The following is a 23,772-nucleotide window of genomic DNA, read 5'->3' as shown; positions in this document are numbered from 1 at the left end:
TAAAAAGGAGTTGTTATGAAGTTAGGAACTTATACTGCAAACCAGGCTTCAGGAAACTATTATTTAGATCAAGCAAAAAATAGCGAGAAGAAAGCGCTAAATGCTATCTCTGCAAACAGCGAGATCAAAGCTTCAGGTGCAAATTTGCAAATCGCAGAGAGTTTGCTATCACAAACAAATGTCTTGAACGAAGGTTTGGCAAATGCAAACGACATGATCGGTATGCTTCAAATCGCTGATTCAACGCTTTTAAATTTAAGTAAAAGTACGGATAGAATAGGCGAGCTTTCAAGTAAGCTTACAAATCCTACTCTCTCAGCAAATGAACAAAAAGGCATAAAGGGCGAAATCAATGCACTAAGAAGTGCTATGAGTGATAGTGTAAAAGAAGCTAAATTTAACGGCAAAAACGTATTTGATGCTGAGCTTGGATTTTTCGCAGGTGAGAGTACAAAAAGTATAAATTTAGGTACAAACGCGCTTCTAAATGTAAAAGATGACGGCTCAAATGCAGATGAAATTTTAAAAAATATAAATTCGCTTCGTTCAGAGATCGGATCAACACAAAATGCTGTATTTAGGGGCATAAACGCTCTAGCAGCAAGAAGTGTGGCAAATGCTAATAGTATAGAGAATCTTGATAGTAGCGATATAGCAAAGAGCTTGGAAGAAAATTTACAAGCAAATTTAAAGCTACATGCTGTATCTTTGGCTAAAGCTCACGATACTACGAGTTTGGTCGCAAAACTAGATAAACTTCTAGCTGAATAAATTTTTACCGGTCTTGCACCGGTAAATTCTTTTTATCTAACTTTATTCTTTAAAAAATATTAAGTTTTTTGTGTTTCTATTTTTAAGTTGGTTTAATGGCTAAATAAAATTTAGATCTAGTCTTTCAATAATGAAATTAATGTAGTTTTGCTAGTAAAATTTATTGCTAAAAATTATCAAATTTAAATTTTTATAAAGCTAAAGAGAAAGTCTTAAGGAAAATATCCAAAAGAAAAGGGCTTTTAGCCCTCAATGTAGTTTTTAAGTTTTCTACCGACTTTTGGGTGTTTTAGTTTTTTGATAGCTGAGATTTCTATCTGGCGGACGCGCTCACGAGTGACATTTAGGGCCTTGCCGATCTCTTCAAGTGTGCGGTCGCTCTCATCTTCAAGCAAGCCAAATCTCATCGAAATAACCGCTTTTTCACGCTCATTTAGCTGTGAAAGTACGTCATCTATCTGCTCTCTAAGGTCACTTTTTAAAATTTGATCAATTGGAGAAAGTGAGCTTTTATCCTCAACAAAATCTCCAAATTTACCGTCTTCTTCGTTTGCGATAGGGGCTTCGAGGCTGATAGGCTCTTTTGTTATTTTGATGACTTGCTTTACCTTATCAACGCTTAGTCCAACCTCTTTTGCGATAACGCTCACATCAGGCTCTTTTCCCTCTTCTTGGAGGTATTTGCGGTTTATTTTGTTGATACGATTTATCGTCTCTATCATATGGATAGGTATCCTAATCGTCCTTGCCTGATCGGCGATCGCACGCGAAATAGCCTGGCGGATCCACCATGTGGCGTAGGTTGAAAATTTATAGCCTTTTCTATATTCAAATTTATCAACCGCCTTCATAAGGCCAATGTTGCCCTCTTGGATGAGATCTAAAAATGGCAAGCCCCTGTTTGTATAGCGTTTCGCGATACTTACAACTAGACGGAGATTTGACTTAGCCATTCTAGCTTTTGCCTCGTCAGAAATTTTCTTTCCACGTTTGATCTGCTCTAGAATTTCTTTTAGCCTTGTTGGCTCAAGATCAAAGCCTTGCTTGCTTGCCTCTTTTGTAGTAAATAGCTTTTTGATCTCGACATAAGTTGAGACCATTGTAGCTTCTGGTACTCGAGCCGCGATTTCTTCCTTACTAAGCTTGATGATATCTTTTAGTATGCTTTTGTGATTTTTCTTAAGTTCATCACTAAACATTGGCAAGCGATACTCTAAGCGTTTTAATTCTCTATCAAATTCATCGTCGCTTTTTAGAGCTGTTTCCATTGATTTTACGATTTCGCTGATTAGCTTACTTGTTGGCCCAAGATCCATCAACTTCTCTTTTAAAATTTTCTTTTTAAATGCAAGAGCCATTTTTGAAGCTGTGTCGTCACTTTCTACCTTATCTTGCTTGTTTGCAGTTTTTAGCCACTCTTTTTTAGCTTTTTCAAGGGCTTTAAAGCTCTCTATGACCTTTTCAGCACGTTTGTCGTTTTTGGCTGATTTTTTAGGAGCTTCGTTCTCTTCATTCTCTTCATCTTCCTCGTCTATATCGTCTTCACTATCTTCATTTTCTTCGTTTTCGCTCTCGTCTTCAAAGCTCTTAAAAAGCTCTTTTACACGGCGTTCTCTGTTTATAAGTGGCTCTTTGTAATCAAGTATGAAATCTATCAAAAATGGCACTGAACAAAATGCATCGATAATGATATCTTCGCCAAGCTCGATTCTTTTGCTGATCTCTACCTCTTCATCTTTTGTAAGAAGTGCGATCTGACCCATCTCTCTTAGATACATCCTTACTGGACTATCAGATCTTGACCACTCTAAAAGGTCACTTTCGCCTGAAAGATCGAGGTCTTCGTCGATATCTTGATCACTTTTTTGAGCATTTTCTTGGCGTTTTTTAGCATCGGCTAAATTTCTAAGCTTTGCAGCCTCAGCAGATGTGATGAGCTGGACTTTATTCGTTTTTGCTAGTTGTTCTATCTTTTTTACTATCGTAGCAGTCGGAGCTTTGTCTAATAATTTTACTAATTTTTCGTATGTCAAAAAGCCTTTTGCATTTTCAGCGAAAAGCTCTTCTATCTGAGAAAAAGAGTCTTTTGCGGCGCTCATAAATTTCCTTTCGAATCGTCTAATTGTGATTTAAGTGTTGTTTAAAAGAAAGTGGATTATACCCAAATTTTGTAAATGTGTATAAAAACAAAATTGGAACGATGATTGCTTAGTAAATTCTAAACAATCAAATTTTGATTAGGAAAATTTATGCAAAATGGTTATTATCAAGCCACTGCTGGCATGGTAACGCAGTTTAACAGATTAAACGTTATCTCAAATAATCTTGCAAATGTAAATACGATTGGCTACAAGAGAAATGACGTAGTTATCGGAGATTTTGCGAGAATTTTTAAAGAGACACAAGATGAGCTTCCACTTAAAAATCACACAAAAGATGGAGCTAAATTTTTAAATAGAACTCTTAACCGCGTGCCACAAGTGAGCGAAGAGTATACCGACTTTAGTGCTGGTGGTTTTAAATACAGCTCAAATACGCTTGATTTTGCGATAAAAAGAGATGATGCATTTTTCTTAGTTGACACTCCAAATGGTGTAAAACTTAGCAAAAATGGCTCTTTTAGCCTTGATGGTGATGGTTATATCGTCACAAAGGAGGGCTATAAGGTTTTACCAAGTGGCTATGAGGCACAAAACCCTGGACAAAGAGGCATTCAGGTACCACAAGGTGAGGTACTAACTGCTGATAAAAATGGAAATTTATACTCAAATAATAATCAATTTTCTAAATTTTTTATCGCCCAACCAAGGGAAATAAGAGATCTTAAAAAGGTCGGCGACAACCTCTTTGAAACGAGAAATTTTGACGACATAACCGAGCTTGATGAAGCTGATAGTGTAATGCAAGGATATGCTCAGATGTCAAACGTAAACCCAGTTTTAGAAATGGTGGGTCTAATAGAAACCCAGCGCTTAGTTGATATGTATCAAAAGGTTATGACAAGCCACATGAGTGATCTTAACCAAGATGCTGTTCAAAAACTAGCCCTAAAAGCTTAATAAAAGGATAAAACTATGATGAGATCACTTTACACTGCGGCCACTGGCATGATAGCTCAGCAGACGCAGATAGACGTAACCTCACACAACATCGCAAATGTAAATACTTATGGATACAAAAAAAATAGGGCTGAATTTGCTGATCTTATGTATCAAGTCATGGAGTACGCAGGTACGGCTACAAGCCAGACGACTACAAGCCCAACTGGTATCGAGGTGGGTCTTGGTGTGCGTCCAACGGCGATAAATAAAATTTTTTCTCAGGGCTATTTTAAAGAGACCAGCAATAACCTAGATATGGTAATAGCTGGCAACGGATTTTTTCAAATTCAACTCCCTGATGGCACGACAGCCTATACTAGAAACGGCGCATTTAAGCTTGACGCAAACGGCACGATCGTAAATAGCGATGGCTATCAGCTGATCCCTCAGATCACCGTACCTGCAAATGCTACGCAAATTTCAATAGGCACAGATGGCACCGTGTCAGTGCTCCAAGCAGGTGAGAGAGAGATGGCTCAGATAGGTCAGATCGAGTTAGCAAACTTTATAAACCCAGCTGGCCTTCACTCGATGGGCGACAACAACTATCTAGAAACAAGCGCTAGCGGTAACGTGGTGGTAGGTGTGGCAGGACTTGACGGACTTGGTACTATAAGACAAGGATTTGTCGAGATGAGTAACGTCCAGCTGGTTGAAGAGATGACTGATCTTATCACTGGACAGCGTGCATACGAGGCAAACTCAAAGGCTATAACCACGAGTGACTCGATGCTTGAAATAGTAAATGGGCTTAAAAGGTAGGTAGCATGGATGTGACTCTGACTATCGTTGGGCTGATATTGGTTGCTTTTACGCTTGAGGTTTTTTATTTTTCAAATAATACTTCAAAAGAGAAGGACTCAATAAAGCAGACGCATTAATTTGGTCTAAATTATAAATTTGGCAGTACTATTGTTGTTTGATGAATTATAAATTTTTAAGGCATCTTTGTAACTGCTTGTAAAATTTTCTATTGTCCTGCTATCACTTTGATACATCTCGTCTAAAATTTCTGCTTTTAAGAGCAAGAATAAAAGCATCTTTTGCTTAATTAAAAATTTTTAAGCATACTGCATGCTTCTTCCAAATCAAGCTCACAGGCTTTTTTGCAGTAGTTTTTTGCTCTATTTTTATCTTGCAACACACCAGCATCTCCAGTTTCATAGATGAGTGCAAGAGTATAGCAGGCAAATGCATTTTTTAGTTCGCAAGCCTTATTATAAAGTCTAAGTCCTTCTTCTTTCTCCTGTGCTAGAGTGTCTTTTTGTAGATATATATTTCCTAGAAATAGACAACTGTGCGGACTGCCTAGCTCGCAGGCCTTGTTTGCCATAGCTGACATTTTATCGCGCTCATTTCTATCAAGGTAGATATATATAAGATCGGTGCAGCTTTCTACGTTATTTAAAGCGCATTCATTTTCAAGCTTGGTGGTATCTAAATTTTTACCCCAAGAAAATAGAATACAAAATAAAATTAGAATTACCTTTTTCATCTTTTAACTCCAAAAATTTCTATCATTTTATAAAATTTAACTCTATTTTTACTATAAATTTTTCAAATTTTCGCTAACATTTCGGCTTTTATCAAGGCAAAATTTTGACATTTAACTACGTTTTTAAACTATCCATTCCTATCTTTATGGGTTTTTTCCCTCTTGGCATCGCCTTTGGCATTTTGGCTAAAAGCATGGGCATTAGCGCATTTATTGCCATGGCGCTTAGTATGCTTGGATATGGCGGAGCAGCGCAGTTTATGATGCTCTCGCTCTTTAGCGTCGGCACGAGCTATGTTGAGGTCTTTATCGTGAGCTACCTTGTAAATTTGCGCCACACTTTTTATGGAATTTCACTTTTAAAAGAGTATAGCGGGATAAAATTTAGACTTTTAAATATCTCGCTATTAACAGATGAGACCTTTGCGATATTTAAAAATTTAGGGCTAAAGGATGCAAGTGATCGCAGTTTTGTCTTTACCTGGCTAAACGTACTTTCTTGGTCTTACTGGGCGACTGGAACGCTATTTGGAGCGATACTTGGTGATCTTATAAAGGCCGATACAAAGGGTCTTGAGTTTAGTTTGACCTCGCTTTTTATAGTGATTGTCATCGAGATGTTTAAAAATGATAAAAACTACCGCGTGCTCTTTGCGGCGACCTTTTTTGGCGTGCTTGGAGTGAGTTTGTTTCCAGCTAAATTTGTGCTTGTTGGCTCGATGGCGCTTTGTTTTATATTTTTGCTTTTGTTCAAGGATAAAATTTGATAAGCGTAAGCTCAAGCGAGATGGTACTTTTTGTGGCGGTGCTTTTAAGTGCTCTAGCTACTTTTATAACGAGAGCAACGCCGTTTTATGTACTGAAAAACTATAAGTCAAACCCTTATTTAGACGCCATTGAGAAGCATATGGGTATGATGATAATGGTCGTTTTGGTCTGCTACGGCTTAAAAGATACGAAATTTAGTGAGTTTTCATATGGACTAAGCGAGATAGCAGCGGTTTTTACGGCTGTTTTAGTGCATATAAAGTTTAAAAACGCCCTTCTTAGCATAGTTATTTCAACCGGAATTTATATGCTTTTGATAAGAATTTTTTAAATAAATATAAAATTTGGAAGTTAATAATTTTTTTAAATAAATGGCATTATAATGACTTTGCAAATTTTAATGCAAAGGAGCTAAAATGCGTTTAATCTTTAAGGCGGTGTTACTCATGATTTTAGGTGCTACTTTAGCGGTTGCAAAGCCAACCATCTACATACTAGCTACTGGTGGAACGATAGCAGGAAGCGGCTCAGGATCGCTTGACTCTAGCTATACTTCTGGAACTGTTACGGTCGATAAACTTATCGCAGCCGTGCCAGATATAAACAAGATCGCTACCATAAAAGGCGAGCAAATTTCAAATATCGGCTCACAAGATATGAACAACGAAGTTTGGCTTAAGCTTGCTAATAGAATAAATGAGCTTCTAAATAGCGGCAAAGCCGATGGTATCGTCGTTACTCACGGCACAGACACTATGGAGGAGACAGCTTACTTTCTAAATTTAGTCGTCAAAAGCGACAAACCGGTTGTCCTTGTAGGTGCGATGAGAAATAGCGGCTCACTAAGCGCAGACGGCCCATTAAATTTATTTAACGCTGTAAACGTTGCTATCAGCAAAGATAGCGTAGGAAAAGGCGTTGTAGTTACGATGAATGACGAAATTCACGCTGCAAGAGAGGTGACAAAGACCAACACAACAGGTGTTGATACATTTAAATCACCAAATAGCGGCAAAATCGGCACAGTCTTTTATGGCAACGTAAAATACTATATGAATCCGATCAGAAAACACACAGCAAAATCAGCATTTGACCTAGAGGGTGTAAAAGAACTTCCAAGAGTCGACATCATCTACTCTCATGCAAATGACAATCCTGACTTTGTAAACATAGCTGTCAAAAACGGCGCAAAAGGTATCGTTAGCGCTGGTCTAGGCAACGGCAACCCTTACTTTAGCGTGCTAGACGCACTTGGTGAGGCTTCAAAAGCCGGTGTAGTAGTAGTTCGTGACTCACGTGTAGGAAGCGGCGAGACAACTATGAACGGCGAAGTTGATGACGCAAAATACGGCTTTTTAACAAGCGATAACTTAAATGCTCAAAAAGCTAGAGTGCTTTTAATGCTTGCTCTTACAAAAACAAGCAATAAAGCAAAAATTCAAGAGTTTTTCTTGACTCACTAAAAAAAGGCGGCTTAGTCCGCCTTTTAAATTTAAGCTATAAATTTGATTATTGGATCAGATCTATAGCTTAAATTTTTATGTTTACTAGCTAAATTTCAAGGCCTCTTATGAATTTCTTTCTATTTTTTATCACTATTTTTCCTATCTCTATGATGCCAGGTATAAACATGACTTATGCAATGAGCGTTGGCATGAGCCTTGGATACAAGCACTCGTTTTTTGTAATGGCTGGGCAGCTTTTAGCACTTGCATTTGTCTCGTTTTGTTGTATGCTTGGCGTGGGCGCAGTGCTACATCACTTTGAGTACGCATTTAAGGCGCTAAACATCATCGCAGGCCTATATATGCTCTATCTTGGCGCGATGCTCTTTTTTGGCAAGGGCGAGCTTAGCATCACAAAGGTCTCAAATTCGCCAAGCAAAAAGCAGATGTTTTTAAATGGCCTCATCGTTAGCGTCTCAAACCCAAAGGCGTGGATATTTTTCTCAGCCTTGTTGCCTACATTTTTAGACAAAGATGATCCATTTAGCATAACTCGCATGTGCGTTATCACCGCCTCACTCATCTTTGTCGAGTTTTTGGCGCTAAATATCTACGCGCTTGGCGGAGCTATGCTAAAGAAATTTCTACAAACGCACCTAAGGCTACTTGAAATTTGCACCGCCATTATCGTCTGCACGATCGGCATACTTTTACTTTTTAGATAAATTTAGCCTCTTTTTATATAGCTTGGCTAAAATTTGCCCAGTTTGCGCTACATTTTTGGCAAAAGGAGAAAAAGATGAAAAAATTTCTATTTATACTTACAAATCAACCATACAACGGTACCGACAATGCTTACAACGCATTAAGGCTAGCTAAAACGCTAAAAGAAAAAGGCGAAGAGGTTAGAATTTTTCTAATGAACAACGCGGTCGATCTTGCGCGAAATAGCACCAAAAAGCCGGAAAACTACGACGTAGATCTAGTAGCGATGTTAAAAGAGCTATACGCTAGCGGCGCTATGTTAAAGGTTTGCGGTAGCTGCCAAACGAGGTGCGGTTTGCATGCGGGAGAGCCTTATTTCGAGGCTGAGGTGAAAGGCAGCATGGATATCTTGTCCGAGTGGGTTAGGCAGTGCGATCAAGCGATGACGTTTTAGAGTAGGCGAAAGAGAATTTATGAGCGTAATATTTAGTGTAAAAAACAAAAAGAAGCTGTTTGGCAGATATACAAAGGCACTTAGCGAGCGTGAAATTTCAGAGTTTATAGAGGGATTTTGCTTTTTTAATGGTCAAAACGACGAGCCGAGCGAGCTTTCGCTAAACGAAAACGTGATGATATCAGGCGTATGGCAAAAGAGCGCTTGCGGCTTTGAACTAAGCTACGAAGACGGCAAATATATCGTCCGAGTCTGCACTCCAAGCGGCGTTGGCGACTGGCAGATCGCGCTTGAACTACTCTCAAAGCTCTCAGCCCAAACCGGCTCGAAAATAGAGCGCGACAATGAAGAAATTTACGATAGCGAGCAAATTTTAAAATTTGATTATGAAGCTGACATAATGTGGGGGCTTGAAGCTCTAAAGGACGCAAAAGAGAAAAATCAAACGCTTTATATCTATGGCGTGGAGCGTGACGTGGCGTTTGACGCGGTTATGATAGATGAAATTTTTGCAAGTGCCAGCCCTGTGGCTAAATTTGATGAGATGATGAGGCAGGTGCAGTACCTTGACGCTTATAGCGCAAGAGAGAATTTATACGAAGATAAAAACGGCAACGAAATTTTTGGTGCATATACGCTTAGTGAAAATTTACCGACCATCTTGCCTTACGCTCCCTCTCCTTCGTGGCAAGCACAAGAAGCCCTAGGTGAACGCAAGGTCTCACGCTGGATACTTACGCTAGTAGTGGGTGTGGAAGATAGTGATGCACATGTGCTTGGTGAGTGTGAATATGGTGCTTTCATGAAAAATTTACCAAAAGAAAAATACCGATTCATCGATGCGGCAAATGTGCTAGTTGAGCCACTGAGTGAAGAAGAGATGAGAGAAATTTTTAAAAAGGTAAATGAAGCTTAGTCTTAAGTTAATAAACCACTCGAAAATGAAAATTCGCCTCAGGCTTGCTTAAAAATTTGAGTCGATTTTAAACATATATTTTAACTCGTAAAAGCTAGGATTTCATTAGTATTGTCGCTTTTTGGGCTAAATTAGGCGAAATTTTAACCTAAATTAATCTAGGCTTTGCGTGATTTGAAAAAGGATAAAAATGAAAATTTTAAAAGCTATTTTAGCGGCGGCATCGGCGGTTTGCTATCTAAACTCGGCCGTTTTACCAGAAAGCGACTGGAACAAAAAAGATCTAAAAGGCGAGGTCAAAAGTATGGCGGCTACGGAGTACGAATACTCAATGGATGGCTCCGGGACGCTAGAAAATACGCGCGTGAAGCGGACGGAGTTTAATGAAAACGGCTATATACTGCAAGAAACCGAGCACATAAACGGCGTACCAAACGGCTCGGTTTTGTTTGAATACGGCAAAGACGGGCTAATACGCAAAAAATACCAAGATAGCGCCGTTTATCTCTACGAATACGAATTTGACGGCGAAAATTTAGTCGCGACAGCCAAAGAACAGCATGTGGAGGATAAATTTTACCCCCGCACGGAGAAAACCACTTACAGCAAGGACGGCAAAATGATCGCTTGGGCGGCGTATTCGGGTGGGACGCTAGTGACGGACGATAGCTACGTCTACGACGAAAAGGGCGTTTTAACGCGGATAGAAAATAATATGGAGCCGCGCCACGGCATAGAGATAAGCTTCGAGCGCAAGCCAAACGGCGAATACGAAAAAATCACGCAAGCCCCGGGCTCAAAATGGGTTTATTACTACGCCGCAAACGGCGACGAGATGGAGTATACGTCGGTAAATTACTTCGGATCTGAGGCAAAAATCGGGCAAATCTTGCAGTTTAAGGATATAAGCAGGGACGAGCGGGGAAATTTGACGCATAAAACCTCGGTCAAATTTAAGCCCACGGACAAATACTACGAAAACGGCGACATAACGGAAATCGGCCTATATAAAAAGCTGGAAATCAGCTATGAATACTACTAAAGTAAATTTTTGAGCTAAGGTTATTTTTCTGAAAAAATTTCGCCGTTTATTATAGATTTAGCCGTTAAAAATCCGACTATCAAAATCGAAGCGACTAGAGCCGCAAAAGCGCCGACTCCTAAAACTAAATAAAAATCGCTTTGCGTAATTTCGTAAGCTTTTAAAAACGCTATGGAGCTAGCGGCCGTCGGGAAGGTAAAAGCCCACCACGATAGGGCGAATTTGAGTTTAATAAATCTTTTATACGAAAAAAGTATAAGCGCCGCGAAAAATACGTTTATATTAAGCAGTATCGCCGCAAAAGCATCGAATTGCTCGGTTAATTTTACATATCCCAAAAACGCCATAGCCGGCGGCGCTAGCGTAATGACTAGCGTCGGGACGAATTTGTCGGCTAACTTATCGTAAAAGACTAGCCTGTAAAATATAACGGCGAATAAAATAATCCAGAAAAATAGCCCCAAACTAAAATAATACCAGATCGCTTGAGATTTTTCGGCTATGATCGGGATTAGCAAGTTGCCCACTACGGGGATAAACCATGCCGGATTTAGCGTCGCGATATCGAATTTTTCGTCGATCCAAAAAGAAATTACGTAAAGCGTAAAAATCGTTTGCAAGCCTAAAGCCGCGTAAAAAAGCGAGTAGTATAGTAGCGGCGCGTCTTTGTAGGCTAGAGCTAAAAGAAAAAGCGAGATGATAAACCCGCCGAAAAAATTTATCCTTATAGGGTGCGAAAATTCGGCCTTTACCTCTTCTTTAAATTTTAAAAGCTTAAAGAGGTAAAACGCCGAAAGTAGGCAAAATACCGTGCAGTCTAGCGCTCTAAGCGCCGAGAATATCTCGCCCGGTAAATCAAATATCTCGCTTAATTTCTTATAAGCCGCGCAAAGCCCTCCAAGCCCCATAGTACCGGCAAAAAGCATAATCGGAAGCGATTTTATTTTGCTTTGCGAGTCGTTTTGCTTAACGTCGTGCATTGTTTTTCTTTTCGTATTAAATTTTTATGCAATATTACCTATAATAAGGTTAAATTTTTGTAACGAAGTCACGAAAGGGCAAAATGCTAAGCGAAGAGTTAAAAGAAATTTTGCGCGAGAGATTTACGAATAATTTCGATCTAGCAAGCGAGGATCTAAATGCGATCTTTGCTAACGCGTATCTAAAAACCGTAAAAAAGGGCGATATATTTTACTCCGGAAACGATTGCTTTGGATTTATCTTTATACTAAAAGGCGTTTTAAGGGCGTTCGTATCGTCTAACGCAAAGGAAATAACGATATTTAGGCTAACTAAAGACGAGAGTTGCGTGCTGTGCGATACGTGTTCTATAAATTCGCTAGAAAATAAAGTAAGCGTCGAAATCGAGCAAGATAGCGAGATCATCGTTATTCCGGCGCGAATTTACAAGCCTCTTAAAGAAAAATATCCGAGTATTTTAAATTTTACTCTAAAAATCGTAGCCGATCGGTTTGCCAGAACTATAAACGTTATGGAACAGGCTTTGTTTTTGCCGCTTTCGGCGCGGATTATGAATTTTTTATCCCAAAGCATCGAAAATCTAAACGAAAATTTTATAAAAATAACTCACGAAGAGCTGGCGAATCATCTAGGAAGCGCTAGAGAAGCGGTATCTAGGGTGCTTAAAGAGCTTGAGAGAAGCGGGCAAATAACGCAAAGCCGCGGCGAAATAAGGCTTGTTTCTTAAAATTCTCGTTTTAAGGTAACTTTGTTACGGAGAGGACGGCCTTTTTTAGGTAGCATTTCATAAACTCGTTTAATAAGGAGAATTTATGAAAGGACTGCAAAGAAGAGACGCTTTAAAGCTAATGGGGGCCGCGGGACTAGCCGCGAGTATGAGCGGTTGCTCGGTAACGGGTGGCGAAAACGACGATATAAATTCTAAAATCGTCATAATGGGCGCGGGACTTAGCGGTATCGCATTGGCGGCTAAACTTAGAAGAGATATGCCTAACGCCAAGGTAATTCTCGTGGATAAAGACGAGAAATTTTACTACCAGCCGGGCTTTACGCTAATCGCCGTCGGAATTTACGAAGCTAGCGACGTCGTTTACGAAAAAGCGGATTATATCCCGCAAGGAGCCGAGTGGATACGCAAAAACGTATCGCAGATAAAGCCGGAAGCCAATCTGCTCGTCCTAGACGACGGGAGCGAGCTGGGGTATGATTATCTAATCGTAGCAAGCGGCGTGGAATACGACTTTGAAGCCGTTAAGGGGCTAAGCTTAGAGGATATTAACGATACGAGCGGCAACATATCCTCCGTCTACACTCTACAAGGCGCCGTAAAGAGCAACGAGCTGATGAAAAAATTCTCTCAAAACGGCGGCGCGGCGGTATTTTGCGATCAAAAAACTCCGATGAAATGCAGCGGCGCTAATAAAAAAGTAACATGCATGAGCGAAGATAGGCTGAGGTTGGCCGGTAACCGCGATAAAGGCAGCGTTAATCTTTACGTCGGCGGCGGCAAGCTTTTCGGCGATCCGACTTATGCCGCGGCGATGACTCAAATAATGATAAAAAGAAAGATAAAATTTAATCTTCGCCACCAAATCGTAGCCGTCGATAAAAGCTCAAATACCGCTACTTTCGAGTTTTGGACGGCGTATAGGCAAAACGGCGAAGATAAAATCGCATCCGAGCTAATCGACGTAAAATACGACTGGCTTCACTTGCCGCCTAAGCAAAAAGGAAGCGAAATTTTAGCTCGCGCCGGCCTAACCAAAGAGGGCGACAAGCTAAATTTCCTAGCCGTCGATAAATACAGCCTACAAAGTACAAAATTTAAAAATATATTCGGTATCGGCGATATTTGCGGATTTGCGGCCGGCAAAACGGGGGCTAGCGTTAGGAAAATGTATCCGATCTTAGCCAAAAATTTAGCCGACACGATAAAAGGACGAGAACCTAGCGAGAAATTTACCGGATATACGGCTTGCCCATTTATCACCAAATATGGCAAGGCCATAATGGTAGAGTTCGACTGGGAGGGAACGGCTCCGACGTTAGAATGTTTCGGCGCTACTAGAGAGAGCTATATGAGTTGGCTGGTTAAAATTTACGGATTTAAACCTATGGTTATGAACGGAATGCTAAAAGCTTTAGCTTAAAGGAGATAAAATGAGCGTTTTAGATAAAACTATACGTTTGATTATAGCGGTGATTTGGTTTTTTATTTTCGGATTTATTTGCGACTGCTGGTTGTGGACGGTCGGGCTAATTCCGCTTTTAACGGGATATTACGGCTACTGCCCGCTCTATAAAATTTTCAAGAAAAGGTAAAAATATGGTAAGCGTGAAAAGTAGAATTATTAGGGTCGTACTAGGGCTAGTTTTTATGGCGGCAGTTTGGTATTTTTACGAGAGCTACTGGGCGTTAATCGGGTTAATCCCGATTATCGTCGGCGTTACGGGTTTTTGCCCTGCGTGTAAATTCTTAGGCAGGTGTTCTTTAAATTTAAAAAGATAAAAAGGGCGTTTTAGCGCCCTTTGCCTCGCTATTTAGCCGCTTAGACCGTAAATTTTATTCGCCGTTTGATGAATTATTTAGCTACTTTTGGCTAAAATCTCGAAAATTTAAAAAAGGCGAAACGATGAATAAAGTTTGGAAATTCGGCGACAATATCGATACCGATATAATTATCGCCGCCAGATACTTAAATACTTCCGACGAAAATATCTTAGCAAAACATATAATGGAGGACGCCGATCCTAATTTTAGCTCCAAGATAGATAAGGGTGACATTATCGTAGCGGGCGAAAATTTCGGCTGCGGTAGCTCTCGCGAGCACGCTCCTATCGCGCTTAAAGCCGCCGGTATAGGCGCGGTGATAGCTAAAAGCTATGCGAGAATTTTTTATAGAAATAGCTTTAATACGGGACTTTTGATACTTGAGATCAAAGAAACGGACGAGATAAACGAGGGCGACGAACTAAAAATAGACGTAGATAACGGCGCGATCGTAAATTTAACCAGCGGCAAAGAGTATAAATTTAGCCCTATACCGCCGTTTATGCAAGAGCTTTTAAACGCTGGCGGACTTATAGAATACGCAAAAGTAAAGTTGGATTAAATAATGAGAGAATATAAAATTTGTGTTATAAAAGGCGATGGCATCGGTCCTGAGATCATAGATGAGGCGATAAAAATTTTAGATGTTGTTAGCGCTGAGTTTGGGATAAAATTTGAGTACGACTACAAGCTTATGGGCGGTGCAGCTTATGATGTATTTGGCGTGCCTTTGCCAGATGAGACGCTTAGCTCCGCTCTAAACTCTGATGCTGTGCTTTTTGGGGCGATCGGCGGCGAGAAGTGGGATAATTTGCCAAGACATCTAAGGCCAGAGAGTGGGCTTTTAAAGATTAGAAAAGAGCTAGAAGCTTATGCAAATTTACGCCCAGCCATTGTTTTTGATGAGCTAGTGGATGCTAGCACGCTAAAGCCAGAGGTTTTAAGAGGCGTTGATTTTGTCGTGGTTCGTGAGCTAACAGGCGGGCTTTATTTTGGGCAGCCACGTGAAAAAGGCGAAGATAGAGCGTTTAATACGATGGTTTATACTAAATTTGAGATCGAACGCATCGCAAAGATCGCCTTTGAGACGGCTATGCTTCGCAAGAAAAAGGTCTGCATGGTCGATAAGGCAAATGTGCTTGAGACAAGTCAGCTTTGGCGTGAGGTGACTAGCGAAGTGGCTAAAAATTACCCTGAAGTAGAGCTTAGTTTTATGTATGTAGATAACGCAGCGATGCAGCTAGTAAGAGCTCCAGCAAATTTTGACGTCATACTTACTGAAAATTTATTCGGCGATATTTTAAGTGACGAAGCGAGCATGGTTTGTGGCTCGATAGGACTTTTGCCAAGCGCTAGCATGGGCGGCAAAGTGGGAATTTATGAGCCAATTCACGGCTCAGCTCCAGACATCGCAGGGCAGGGCATAGCAAATCCGATCGCGACCATTTTAAGCGCAGCTATGATGCTAAGATACGCATTTAGTGAAAATGAAGCCGCAGATGCGATAGAAAATGCTGTGAAAGAGGCACTTGCAAAAGGCTATAGAACAAAAGATATCGCTGCTTTTAACGCAGTTGAAATTTGCTCAACTAGCGAGATAGGCGATGTTATCGCAGGATTTATCAAAAAATGAAAAACACAATCACTGAAGCACTGATCTACGAAGCTCAGGGGCTAAAAGATGACGCACTTGAAATTTATAAAAATATCTTAAAGCAAGATCCGTCAAACAAAGACGCCCTTAGCGCGATAAATCGCCTGAGCGGACTTCGCAAAGAGCGAGCGATAAAAAACGAGCAGATGAAAGAGTTTTTTATAGCGATGAAAAGTGACGAAGAGATAAATGAATTTAAAAGGTGGTTGATAAGATTATGAAGCTTGATGATATCGCTAGAATGGCAATCAGTGAGGTTAGCGCTGAGCTTGAGAAAATAGAAGCATTGCAAAGTAAAAAGCAAGAAGAGCTCGAGCGTGAGAATCTAAAAAAAGAGCTTTTGGCTATAGAGTCTAATGAAAATGCACTAAATAACGAGCTAAAAGTTGAGACAAATTTACAAAATGAGCAAGTGTTTGAGGTAAAAGAGGAGCCAGTAAGTCCAATAAAAAATAGAGAGGTGAGCGAAGAGAAAATTTTCTTAGCAAACCTTGCTGAGCGCATAGAAGTGCTTTTTGAAGGGCTTAAACAAACTAGTGAACAAAATCTTGCTTCAAGGCTTGAGCTAACGACAAAATTTTTAGAATTTACCCTTGCAAATATCGAAAATAGACTCCAAAATCTCTCAAAATAAGCCATTAGATGGCTTAAAAAATGAGATAAAAATCAAAAATGAAATTTATAAAAATAGCGAGCTAGACTTTTTTAGGTCGCTATTTGCCCCATTTACTTCACGTGTCTATCTAGTTGGTGGCTGCGTAAGAGATGCGTTCTTGGGGCGAGAAATTTATGATTATGACATCGAAGTTTATGACATTGAGCCTTTAAAATTTAATGAGCTAATGGCTAGAATAGGTGCTAGCGGTGTTGGCAAAAGCTACTTCATCTACAAATACAAAAATTACGATCTTGGGCTTCCAAGAAGTGAGAGCAAAACTGGAAATTCGCACAAAGACTTTGCAGTAAGCTATATTAACGATCCCAAAATGGCGAGCCTTAGGCGAGATTTTACGATAAATGCCATGATGATGAATATCTTTAATGGAGAAATTTTAGACTTTTACGGCGGAAAGCAAGATCTGGCAAACAAGACATTAAGGCACATTGATAGTGATAAATTTAAAGAAGATCCGCTAAGGGTGCTTCGTGGTGTGCAGTTTAGCGCTAGGCTTGATTTTAGCATAGCTGATGAGACGCTAGCTCTTATGAAAAGCCTTAGTTTGGAGCATCTAAGCAGAGATAGGATAAATACTGAGCTTATTAAATTTTTTCACGCAAAGTATCTAGAAAAAGGAGCTTACTATCTCTTTGAGCTTGGACTTTTTAAAGAAATTTTTGGTATGCAAATTTCTATGGACGATGGATTTTTAAGCGATCTTAAGAGTGCTAGAGAATTTGTGGATGATGAGAGGCTATTTTTGTATCTTTTGTTTGGCAAATTTGAGCTTGACGCAAAGAAAATTTTAGAGAAAATGCGTCTGCCAAAGAGCTATTTTTCTATCTTAAAGCAGCCTTATTTTAAGGACATGCCAAGCGATAAAGAGCTAATGCAAATTGCCCTAAACATGCCCATAAAATCATGGCTTGGAGCTTATAATAAAGAGCGAATAGAGCGTGCCAAGAAGCTTGGAATTTATGAGCTAAAATTTGATGCGAAAGTCGATGTGACAGAAATTTTATCAGCTGGTTTTAAAAACGAAGAGATCGCAAAAGAGATAAAACGTAGGCAAGAGCTTGAAATTTCAAAATATCTAAGCGAGCATAAGCCTAGAAAAGATTAGTCTTTAAAACTCTTAAAAGCCCATTTTGGCTAAAATAGGCTAGTTTATAACACTTTTTAAGGCAAAGAAAGCTTATGTTTAACATAGTCTTAGTTCATCCTCAGATACCGCAAAATACTGGAGCTATCGGTAGAATGTGCGTTAATGCAAATTTAAAGTTACATATCGTTAAGCCCACTGTGTTTGATCTAAGTGAAAAGGCTGTTAGACGAGCAGGGCTTGACTACTGGAAAATTTTAAATCCAAAAATTTGGGATAGTTTGGAAGAATTTTTAGAAGCAAACTTAAGCCATAAGGATAGATTTTTCTTCGCTACCACAAAGACAAATAGGCTTTACTACGAGGCTAAGTTTAAGCCAGGAGATTTTATATTTTTTGGTGGCGAGAGTACTGGGTTGCCAAGAGAATTTATGGATATAAATTTTAAAAACGCCATAACCATACCAATGGGAAAAGAGGGTAGGAGCTTAAATTTAGCTATGAGTGCTGGCATTATCGCTTATGAGGCGATCAGGCAAAATATCGCTGAATTTGACTTTAGGAGTGAGATTTGAGAGTAGTTTTTGCTTTGTTTTTTACCATTTTGGTGGCATTTGCGAGTGAAATTAGCATCGCAACTTATAATGTGCAAAATTTATTTGATTGCAAAGATGATGGTAGCGAGTATCTTGATTTTAAAGTAGGCGTATCAAAATGGGACTGCGAGGCAGCTGATTCAAAACTACAAAGGACAAGACAAGTCATAAATGCACTAAATACTGACATTATCGCACTTCAAGAGATCGAAAATGAGCAGGTTTTAAAAGCTCTGGTAAGTGATAGCGAGTATAAATTTATAAGCTTTACAAAGGAGAAAAATTCGCCTGTTGGGCTTGGGCTTATTTCAAAGTTGCAGCCAAGTGGCAGTGAAGTTTTTAAAGTTCCAAATGTAAAGACGAGAAATATTTTAAAGGTTATTTTTGAGATGGAAGGCAAGAAATTTAGCATATTTGTAAATCACTTTCCAACTTATAAAAATGGCATAAATATGCAAAAAAAGGCCGAAAAAACGCTAAGAACGGCTCTAGGTAAAGAGAAAAATGCGATTATTTTGGGTGATTTTAACTCGCCCTTTGGACAAAAATCCATCCTAAATGACATCATTGCAACGAGAAATTTTTATGATCTTTATAAAGAGCTTGAGCCAAAAGATAGATATTCTCACGCAGTGCATGGCAAAAAAAGAGCAATCGATCATGTTTTACTTTCGCCTAGCTTTATGGAAAATGGCGATCTAAGCTATGTTGGCGGTAGTTTTGAAGTCTTTAAACCAAGCTTTGCAGTCGATGAAAAAGGCTTTGCAAAGAGCGACCTTTACTTAGATCACTTTGCATTAAAGTTTAAAATTTCAACTGATCCAAGTCCAGTAAAAAAAGGCTTTGTGAGTAAAATTTTTAAAAAAGATGAAAATAAAGCCAATAAAAAAACAATCGAGCAAAACTATAAGACGGCTGATGTAGATACGCTTTTTGATCATCCAGAAGCTGTGCCAGTCGTGATTGAAAAAGCGGTTGTTATCTTAAAAGATAAGCATGGCTTTATTATCTCGAAAAATCACCGCGGAATTTATGTTTATGATCCTAAAAATAGCGTTACTGTAGGCGAAGAGCTAGATGTTTTAGTAAGGCGAATGAAAATTTATAAAGATGCGCTTGAAGTCAGCTCTTATGAGATCATAAATGAGCATGGCACGAAAGATATTAGTGAAAATTTACTAGATGCATCGCAACTAAGTGAAGCTAGAAGTGGCGATGTCTTTGCTAAAATTTCGGGCAATCTTGTAGGTCGCTATTTGCATACGCCATATGGAAAGATTAGGGTTTATAGTAAGAAAAAGCTAAAACAAGGCGAACAAATTTTTGAAAATGTAAGAGTGCAAATTTACAAAAGAGAAAATCAAATCGTCGTGGAGTAGAAAGTGCAAATTTTAGATATTTTTATGATCACGGCATTTGTTTTGTTTGCTATTTTTATGATAAGAGGGGTTGTTTTGCAAGCACAGGAGAAGGAGAGAGTAAGAAAAATGGTAAGAGAAAAAAGAGAAAATTTTAATAAAAAGAGTGAAATATGAAAGAGTTGTTACTAGAGATTGGAGTCGAGGAGCTTCCGGCGATACCATTTTTAAGAGAGCTGCCAAATATCAATGCAAAGTGGCAGGTAATACTTGAAAAATATAACATTGCAAGCGAGTTTAAATTTTATTACACGCCGCGCCGCTTGGTCTTTTTTCATGAGAAATTTCCACAAGCACAGCCTGATAGTGTGGCTAGTTTTATCGGTGCGCCAAAGCAAGTAGCACTAAAAGACGGAGCTTTCACAAAAGCAGCACTTAGCTTTGCTAGCAAATGTGGCATAAGCGAGAGTGAGCTTAAATTTAAAGAGATAGATGGCAAAGAGGTGCTTTATTACGAAAAAGAGGTAAAAGGCGAGCCAGTCGCTAAGATAATGGGTGACATGGTCGAGGAGTTTTTAAAGAGCCTAAATTTTGGCAAGTCTATGCGCTGGGGTAATGGTGAGTTTGAGTTTATCCGCCCGATAAGATCGTTTTTGTGTTTGCTGGGCGATGAGGTCATTAAATTTAATAAATTTGGCGTGAAAAGTGGCGACTCGACATATCCACACAGAAGCATCAGCTACGATAGGATAAAAATATCAAATATAAAAGAGTATTTTGATGGCTCAAGGGCTCGTGGTGTCGTACTTGAAGCGGACGAGAGAGAAAAGATCATACTTGATGAGTTTGAAAAGATCAGCCAAAAAAGTGGGCTAAAGATCGAGATAGATAGAGACCTTCTAGCTGAAGTCGTGGCGATCACTGAGTACCCAACAGCACTTCTTGGCTCATTTGAAGAGGAATTTTTAGAGGTGCCAAGCGAGGTTATCATCACTTCGATGAAAGAAAATCAACGCTATTTCCCAGTATTTAAAGATGGTAAGCTTGCAAATGGCTTTGTTGTCGTTAGTAACGCTATCACTGATGAGTATTCGCTTATTATTAAGGGTAATGAAAAGGTGCTAAGAGCAAGACTAAGTGATGCGATGTTCTTTTGGCAAAGCGACCTAGCGCACGCATTTGGCCCAGAAAAACTAAAAAATATAACTTACCTAAAAGAGCTTGGAAGTATCTATGAAAAAGAGCTTAGAGAGCTACAAGTGGCTAAAAAACTAGCCAGCAACTACGATGAACTACTTAAAAAAGAAGCTGGCGAGTATGGAGCAAAGCTTGAGCGAGCTGTGATGTTAAGTAAGGCTGACCTTACAACGCAGATGGTTTATGAGTTCACCGAGCTTCAAGGTATCATGGGCGCTTACTACGCAAAGGCTAAAAAAGAGGATGAAAACGTCGTTTTGGCTATAAAAGAGCAGTATTTGCCAGATGGCGAAGAAGCAGAGTGTCCAAGCAAGGTATTTAGCTCGGTTGTAGCGCTTTCAAATAAGCTTGATACTCTAATGGGACTCTTTAGTATCGGTAAGATCCCAAGCGGCACAAAAGATCCATACGCTCTAAGACGTGCGGCAAATGGCGTAATAAAGATCATTTTAGCTCATAATTTAAAATTTAAGGTAAAAGAAATTTTAGAAGATATTGCAAAAGATTATAAGAAATTTGATGTTGAAGTGCTTATAAATTTCATCCTTGATAGACTTTATACTTTCTTTGACGCAAATGCCTCCATTGTAAAAGCTTGCATTAAAAGCGGTGAAAAGGATATATTGGAGCTTACAAAGATGATAACTGCGCTTGCTAAAATTTCAAGCGAGCCAAGTTTTAGGGAGAATTTCTCGACATTTAAGCGCCTTGCAAACATCATAAAAGATGATAAATTTAGCATGGTCGATGAGAGCCTCTTTGAGATAGATGCTGAAAGGGCCCTAAATGACGCATTTAAAGCGGTCGATAAGAGCTTGGCATACGAACCAAGGCTAAAAGCGCTATTTGCACTAAAGCCGCAGATAGATGAGTTTTTTGACAAAGTTATGATAAACGTTGAAAACGAGAAAGTGCGAAATAACCGCGTCGCGATCATTGGTCAAATTTATAGCGAGATATTAAAAGTAGCTGATATAAAAGAGATCAGCTTATAAAATTTCGCCAGCTTCAGGCTTTACGCTTGGGCTGGCTTTTAAATTTACTGCCTAAAAATATCAAATTCTGGCTCATAAGCCTTAGTTTTCACCCCAAAATATCCAAGAACTGAGCTAAAGACAAAATCATGCGAAAGACTTTCGCCTTTTCTAGTTTTTAGCCTTTTTAAAAGCTCGCTATCGCTTGAAAAGATGATGGCTGGGATGTGCTTTTGCTCGTCTGGAGCGATGGAGTAAGGCAGTCCGTGTAAATATATACCATTTTCGCCAAGGCTCTCTCCGTGATCTGAGAAAAAGAACATAGTGACTTCAAATTTGTCTTTTTTTGCTTCAAGGGCGTTTATCAGCTCACTTTGTAGATAGTCCTCGTATAAAATGGTGTTGTCATAGGTGTTTGCTATCTCGTCTGGCGTGCATTTGTTTAGCTCGGCAGTGTCGCAGGTTGGGGTGAATTCTTTAAATTTACTTGGATAGCCTTTGTAGTAGATAGGGCCGTGTGAGCCTTGTAGGTGCAATACAATAAAAGTAGTGGAATTTGCATCTTGTATGACCTTTTTTGCCTCATCAAATATCACTTCATCAAAGCCAGCTGCTCTGTGTTCTGAAGTGTGGTTTTGATCAAGATTGTCGCAAACGCCCTTGCAGCCACCACTATTGTTGCCAAAAAAGTATGTTTTTATTCCAAGTTTGTTGATGATATCAACTAAATTTTCACGAGCTTTAGCTTCGCGGTTGCTAAAATTTTTTCGCTTTAAGTCTGAAAATAAGCAAGGCACACTAGTCTCTGTGGCAGTCCCGCATGAGTAGAAATTTGTAAAACTTACCACATCTTTTTGCTTGGTAAATTTGTTTGTATCGTTTTTAGTATAGCCATTTAGTGAGTAGTTTTTGCTCCTTTGTGTCTCACCAACTATCAAAACTAAAATTTTCTTTTTATCATTAGTTAGTACCGCATCATCTGCTACATAAGTAAAAGGTAGTGGTTTTTGTGTGATTGATTTTGCTAGTTTTATAGCTGAGTAGATAGGATAGTATGGGAGTAATGCAGTTCTTAAATTCGAATGCTCTCTAAAAAATGGTATAAAAATTTTAGAAGTTAATGAAAATATGATAGCTATCGCAACTATAGAAAATGAGATAATTTTTACTCTTAATTTAAGCTCATTTTTGAAACTACCATAGTTAATCTTTACAAATGCTACATATACACAAGGTAAGATGATTGTAAAAATTATCCAGAAAACTAAACCTGTGTTAAAGTAACTAAAGGCTTCTTTGGTATCGGTGTGTAGGACGTTTAATAACATATCTTTATCTATAATAACACCATATGCTTGCATAAAGTAAACAGATATGCCACTTGCTAAAATCAAAATAATTGCAACTGGCTTTAGCAAAAAAGGCACAAATAAGATACAAAAAATACTAGCGAAAACTAAGATAAAGACAATTGCAAATATAAGAAAAAAGAATATAGAAAAAGAGAATTGATTATTTTGTAGAAAGCCTGAAAGAACGCCTTTGTATAAAAATATATAATTTATAAAAAATATGTAAGCAGTAAATAAAATCAGAAACTTTAAAAAACTGATACTTTTAAATTTATTAATATTTAGCACTTTTCAGCCTTTATAAAAAGCCATAATAATAGGACTCAAATGTAAATGGCTGGAAATTTCAAATAAAAAATAAGATTATTTTTTCTTGCCTTTGGAGTTTTTTGCTTCAGATTTTTTTGACTTTCGCATTCTCTTTTATGCTAAGTTTTTCTTTAACTTTTTGCATATCGTTAAAGCCAATACCTTGGACTTTTTCAAGTTCATCGATGCTTTTAAATTTATGGGCTTTTCTGTATTTTATAATGTTTAACGCTTGGCCTTTACTTAGCCCAAGCCCCATTAACTCGTTTTTGCTGGCTGTATTTAGATTGGCACCATATGCAATACTTGCGACTACTAAACAAAGTAAAATTTTAATCCTCAT

29 protein-coding genes are annotated in these 23,772 nt (G+C 38.9%); 23 read left to right on the top strand and 6 right to left on the bottom strand.

Annotated features, from left to right (window positions below):
* Positions 1–15: 15 nt before the first annotated feature.
* On the top strand, positions 16–771 hold the full coding sequence (locus CCON33237_RS06405) for a flagellin (RefSeq protein ID WP_069174580.1): 756 nt from the start codon (positions 16–18) through the stop codon (positions 769–771).
* A 242-nt stretch (positions 772–1,013) separates the two neighbouring features.
* Here the strand turns inward: CCON33237_RS06405 and rpoD are convergent, their stop codons facing one another.
* Positions 1,014–2,870, bottom strand: coding sequence for an RNA polymerase sigma factor RpoD (gene rpoD, locus CCON33237_RS06400; RefSeq protein WP_054196888.1), 1,857 nt, complete (start codon positions 2,868–2,870; stop codon positions 1,014–1,016).
* Positions 2,871–3,020: 150 nt separating this feature from the next.
* Between rpoD and CCON33237_RS06395 the strand changes: the two genes are divergently transcribed.
* Both CCON33237_RS06395 and flgG read left to right on the top strand, forming a co-directional pair.
* Positions 3,021–3,830, top strand: a complete 810-nt coding sequence (locus CCON33237_RS06395; protein ID WP_054196887.1) for a flagellar hook-basal body protein — start codon at positions 3,021–3,023, stop codon at positions 3,828–3,830.
* A 15-nt stretch (positions 3,831–3,845) separates the two neighbouring features.
* Positions 3,846–4,634 carry a flagellar basal-body rod protein FlgG gene (gene flgG / locus CCON33237_RS06390; RefSeq protein WP_021091447.1) on the top strand — a complete coding sequence of 263 codons (789 nt, stop codon included), beginning with the start codon at positions 3,846–3,848 and terminating at the stop codon, positions 4,632–4,634.
* A gap of 125 nt (positions 4,635–4,759) precedes the next feature.
* Here flgG and CCON33237_RS09555 read toward each other — a convergent pair whose 3' ends face one another.
* Positions 4,760–4,912: a hypothetical protein gene (locus CCON33237_RS09555; protein ID WP_155463281.1), complete on the bottom strand. Its 153-nt coding sequence runs from the start codon at positions 4,910–4,912 to the stop codon at positions 4,760–4,762.
* Positions 4,913–4,923: 11 nt separating this feature from the next.
* Positions 4,924–5,367: a tetratricopeptide repeat protein gene (locus CCON33237_RS06380; protein ID WP_054196885.1), complete on the bottom strand. Its 444-nt coding sequence runs from the start codon at positions 5,365–5,367 to the stop codon at positions 4,924–4,926.
* A 104-nt stretch (positions 5,368–5,471) separates the two neighbouring features.
* Between CCON33237_RS06380 and CCON33237_RS06375 the strand changes: the two genes are divergently transcribed.
* The 7 genes from CCON33237_RS06375 to CCON33237_RS06345 all read left to right on the top strand — a co-directional run bounded on the left by CCON33237_RS06375 (position 5,472) and on the right by CCON33237_RS06345 (position 10,697).
* Entirely contained in the window at positions 5,472–6,134 is a 663-nt protein-coding gene (locus CCON33237_RS06375; RefSeq protein WP_054196884.1) for an AzlC family ABC transporter permease, read from the top strand.
* Positions 6,131–6,466, top strand: coding sequence for a branched-chain amino acid transporter permease (locus tag CCON33237_RS06370; protein WP_054196883.1), 336 nt, complete (start codon positions 6,131–6,133; stop codon positions 6,464–6,466). Before CCON33237_RS06375 ends, CCON33237_RS06370 begins: the two co-directional genes overlap by 4 nt.
* Before the next feature lie 115 nt (positions 6,467–6,581).
* Complete coding sequence (locus tag CCON33237_RS06365) at positions 6,582–7,598, top strand: type II asparaginase (RefSeq protein ID WP_390622020.1); 1,017 nt, start codon at positions 6,582–6,584, stop codon at positions 7,596–7,598.
* A 107-nt stretch (positions 7,599–7,705) separates the two neighbouring features.
* Positions 7,706–8,305 carry a LysE family translocator gene (locus tag CCON33237_RS06360; RefSeq protein ID WP_054196881.1) on the top strand — a complete coding sequence of 200 codons (600 nt, stop codon included), beginning with the start codon at positions 7,706–7,708 and terminating at the stop codon, positions 8,303–8,305.
* Between the two features lie 74 nt (positions 8,306–8,379).
* On the top strand, positions 8,380–8,739 hold the full coding sequence (locus tag CCON33237_RS06355; protein ID WP_054196880.1) for a DsrE/DsrF/TusD sulfur relay family protein: 360 nt from the start codon (positions 8,380–8,382) through the stop codon (positions 8,737–8,739).
* 19 nt (positions 8,740–8,758) lie between these two features.
* The gene (locus CCON33237_RS06350) at positions 8,759–9,655 is read left to right on the top strand and encodes a DUF4299 family protein (RefSeq protein ID WP_054196879.1); all 897 of its coding nucleotides are present in this window, start codon (positions 8,759–8,761) and stop codon (positions 9,653–9,655) included.
* Between the two features lie 190 nt (positions 9,656–9,845).
* The gene (locus CCON33237_RS06345; RefSeq protein ID WP_054196878.1) at positions 9,846–10,697 is read left to right on the top strand and encodes a hypothetical protein; all 852 of its coding nucleotides are present in this window, start codon (positions 9,846–9,848) and stop codon (positions 10,695–10,697) included.
* Positions 10,698–10,717: 20 nt separating this feature from the next.
* Here the strand turns inward: CCON33237_RS06345 and CCON33237_RS06340 are convergent, their stop codons facing one another.
* Positions 10,718–11,677 carry an SLAC1 anion channel family protein gene (locus tag CCON33237_RS06340; RefSeq protein ID WP_054196877.1) on the bottom strand — a complete coding sequence of 320 codons (960 nt, stop codon included), beginning with the start codon at positions 11,675–11,677 and terminating at the stop codon, positions 10,718–10,720.
* 83 nt (positions 11,678–11,760) lie between these two features.
* Between CCON33237_RS06340 and CCON33237_RS06335 the strand changes: the two genes are divergently transcribed.
* The 13 genes from CCON33237_RS06335 to glyS all read left to right on the top strand — a co-directional run bounded on the left by CCON33237_RS06335 (position 11,761) and on the right by glyS (position 21,789).
* Positions 11,761–12,405, top strand: a complete 645-nt coding sequence (locus CCON33237_RS06335) for a Crp/Fnr family transcriptional regulator (protein ID WP_054196876.1) — start codon at positions 11,761–11,763, stop codon at positions 12,403–12,405.
* Positions 12,406–12,490: 85 nt separating this feature from the next.
* Positions 12,491–13,828: an NAD(P)/FAD-dependent oxidoreductase gene (locus CCON33237_RS06330; RefSeq protein ID WP_054196875.1), complete on the top strand. Its 1,338-nt coding sequence runs from the start codon at positions 12,491–12,493 to the stop codon at positions 13,826–13,828.
* A gap of 10 nt (positions 13,829–13,838) precedes the next feature.
* Positions 13,839–14,000 (top strand): YgaP family membrane protein, encoded by a 162-nt coding sequence (locus CCON33237_RS09470; protein WP_081004445.1) that lies wholly within the window; start codon positions 13,839–13,841, stop codon positions 13,998–14,000.
* 4 nt (positions 14,001–14,004) lie between these two features.
* A complete protein-coding gene (locus CCON33237_RS09465; RefSeq protein WP_081004444.1) occupies positions 14,005–14,187 on the top strand; it encodes a YgaP family membrane protein in 183 nt (60 codons plus the stop codon).
* 124 nt (positions 14,188–14,311) lie between these two features.
* Positions 14,312–14,791: a 3-isopropylmalate dehydratase small subunit gene (locus CCON33237_RS06325; protein ID WP_054196874.1), complete on the top strand. Its 480-nt coding sequence runs from the start codon at positions 14,312–14,314 to the stop codon at positions 14,789–14,791.
* A 3-nt stretch (positions 14,792–14,794) separates the two neighbouring features.
* Entirely contained in the window at positions 14,795–15,862 is a 1,068-nt protein-coding gene (leuB, locus tag CCON33237_RS06320; RefSeq protein WP_054196873.1) for a 3-isopropylmalate dehydrogenase, read from the top strand.
* Positions 15,859–16,104 carry a hypothetical protein gene (locus tag CCON33237_RS06315; RefSeq protein WP_021091490.1) on the top strand — a complete coding sequence of 82 codons (246 nt, stop codon included), beginning with the start codon at positions 15,859–15,861 and terminating at the stop codon, positions 16,102–16,104. Before leuB ends, CCON33237_RS06315 begins: the two co-directional genes overlap by 4 nt.
* Positions 16,101–16,517, top strand: a complete 417-nt coding sequence (locus CCON33237_RS06310) for a CiaD-like domain-containing protein (protein ID WP_054196872.1) — start codon at positions 16,101–16,103, stop codon at positions 16,515–16,517. The genes CCON33237_RS06315 and CCON33237_RS06310 overlap by 4 nt, the downstream gene beginning before the upstream one ends.
* On the top strand, positions 16,477–17,664 hold the full coding sequence (locus CCON33237_RS06305; protein WP_081004443.1) for a tRNA nucleotidyltransferase/poly(A) polymerase-related protein: 1,188 nt from the start codon (positions 16,477–16,479) through the stop codon (positions 17,662–17,664). The genes CCON33237_RS06310 and CCON33237_RS06305 overlap by 41 nt, the downstream gene beginning before the upstream one ends.
* 74 nt (positions 17,665–17,738) lie before the next feature.
* A complete protein-coding gene (locus CCON33237_RS06300; protein WP_054196871.1) occupies positions 17,739–18,218 on the top strand; it encodes a tRNA (cytidine(34)-2'-O)-methyltransferase in 480 nt (159 codons plus the stop codon).
* Positions 18,215–19,618 (top strand): endonuclease/exonuclease/phosphatase family protein, encoded by a 1,404-nt coding sequence (locus tag CCON33237_RS06295; protein ID WP_054196870.1) that lies wholly within the window; start codon positions 18,215–18,217, stop codon positions 19,616–19,618. The genes CCON33237_RS06300 and CCON33237_RS06295 overlap by 4 nt, the downstream gene beginning before the upstream one ends.
* Positions 19,619–19,621: 3 nt before the next feature.
* Entirely contained in the window at positions 19,622–19,774 is a 153-nt protein-coding gene (locus CCON33237_RS09550; protein ID WP_054196869.1) for a hypothetical protein, read from the top strand.
* Complete coding sequence (gene glyS, locus CCON33237_RS06285; RefSeq protein WP_054196868.1) at positions 19,771–21,789, top strand: glycine--tRNA ligase subunit beta; 2,019 nt, start codon at positions 19,771–19,773, stop codon at positions 21,787–21,789. The genes CCON33237_RS09550 and glyS overlap by 4 nt, the downstream gene beginning before the upstream one ends.
* A 44-nt stretch (positions 21,790–21,833) precedes the next feature.
* On the opposite strand, the gene CCON33237_RS06280 is transcribed toward glyS, so the two are convergent.
* Positions 21,834–23,408 carry a phosphoethanolamine transferase gene (locus tag CCON33237_RS06280; protein ID WP_054196867.1) on the bottom strand — a complete coding sequence of 525 codons (1,575 nt, stop codon included), beginning with the start codon at positions 23,406–23,408 and terminating at the stop codon, positions 21,834–21,836.
* 106 nt (positions 23,409–23,514) lie between these two features.
* The gene (locus CCON33237_RS06275) at positions 23,515–23,772 is read right to left on the bottom strand and encodes a ComEA family DNA-binding protein (protein ID WP_054196866.1); all 258 of its coding nucleotides are present in this window, start codon (positions 23,770–23,772) and stop codon (positions 23,515–23,517) included.

This window comes from Campylobacter concisus, assembly GCF_001298465.1.
GTDB classification, from domain to species: domain Bacteria; phylum Campylobacterota; class Campylobacteria; order Campylobacterales; family Campylobacteraceae; genus Campylobacter_A; species Campylobacter_A concisus.
The sequence above is the reverse complement of the archived record's forward strand: the minus strand, read 5'-3'. Positions and strand labels throughout refer to the sequence as shown.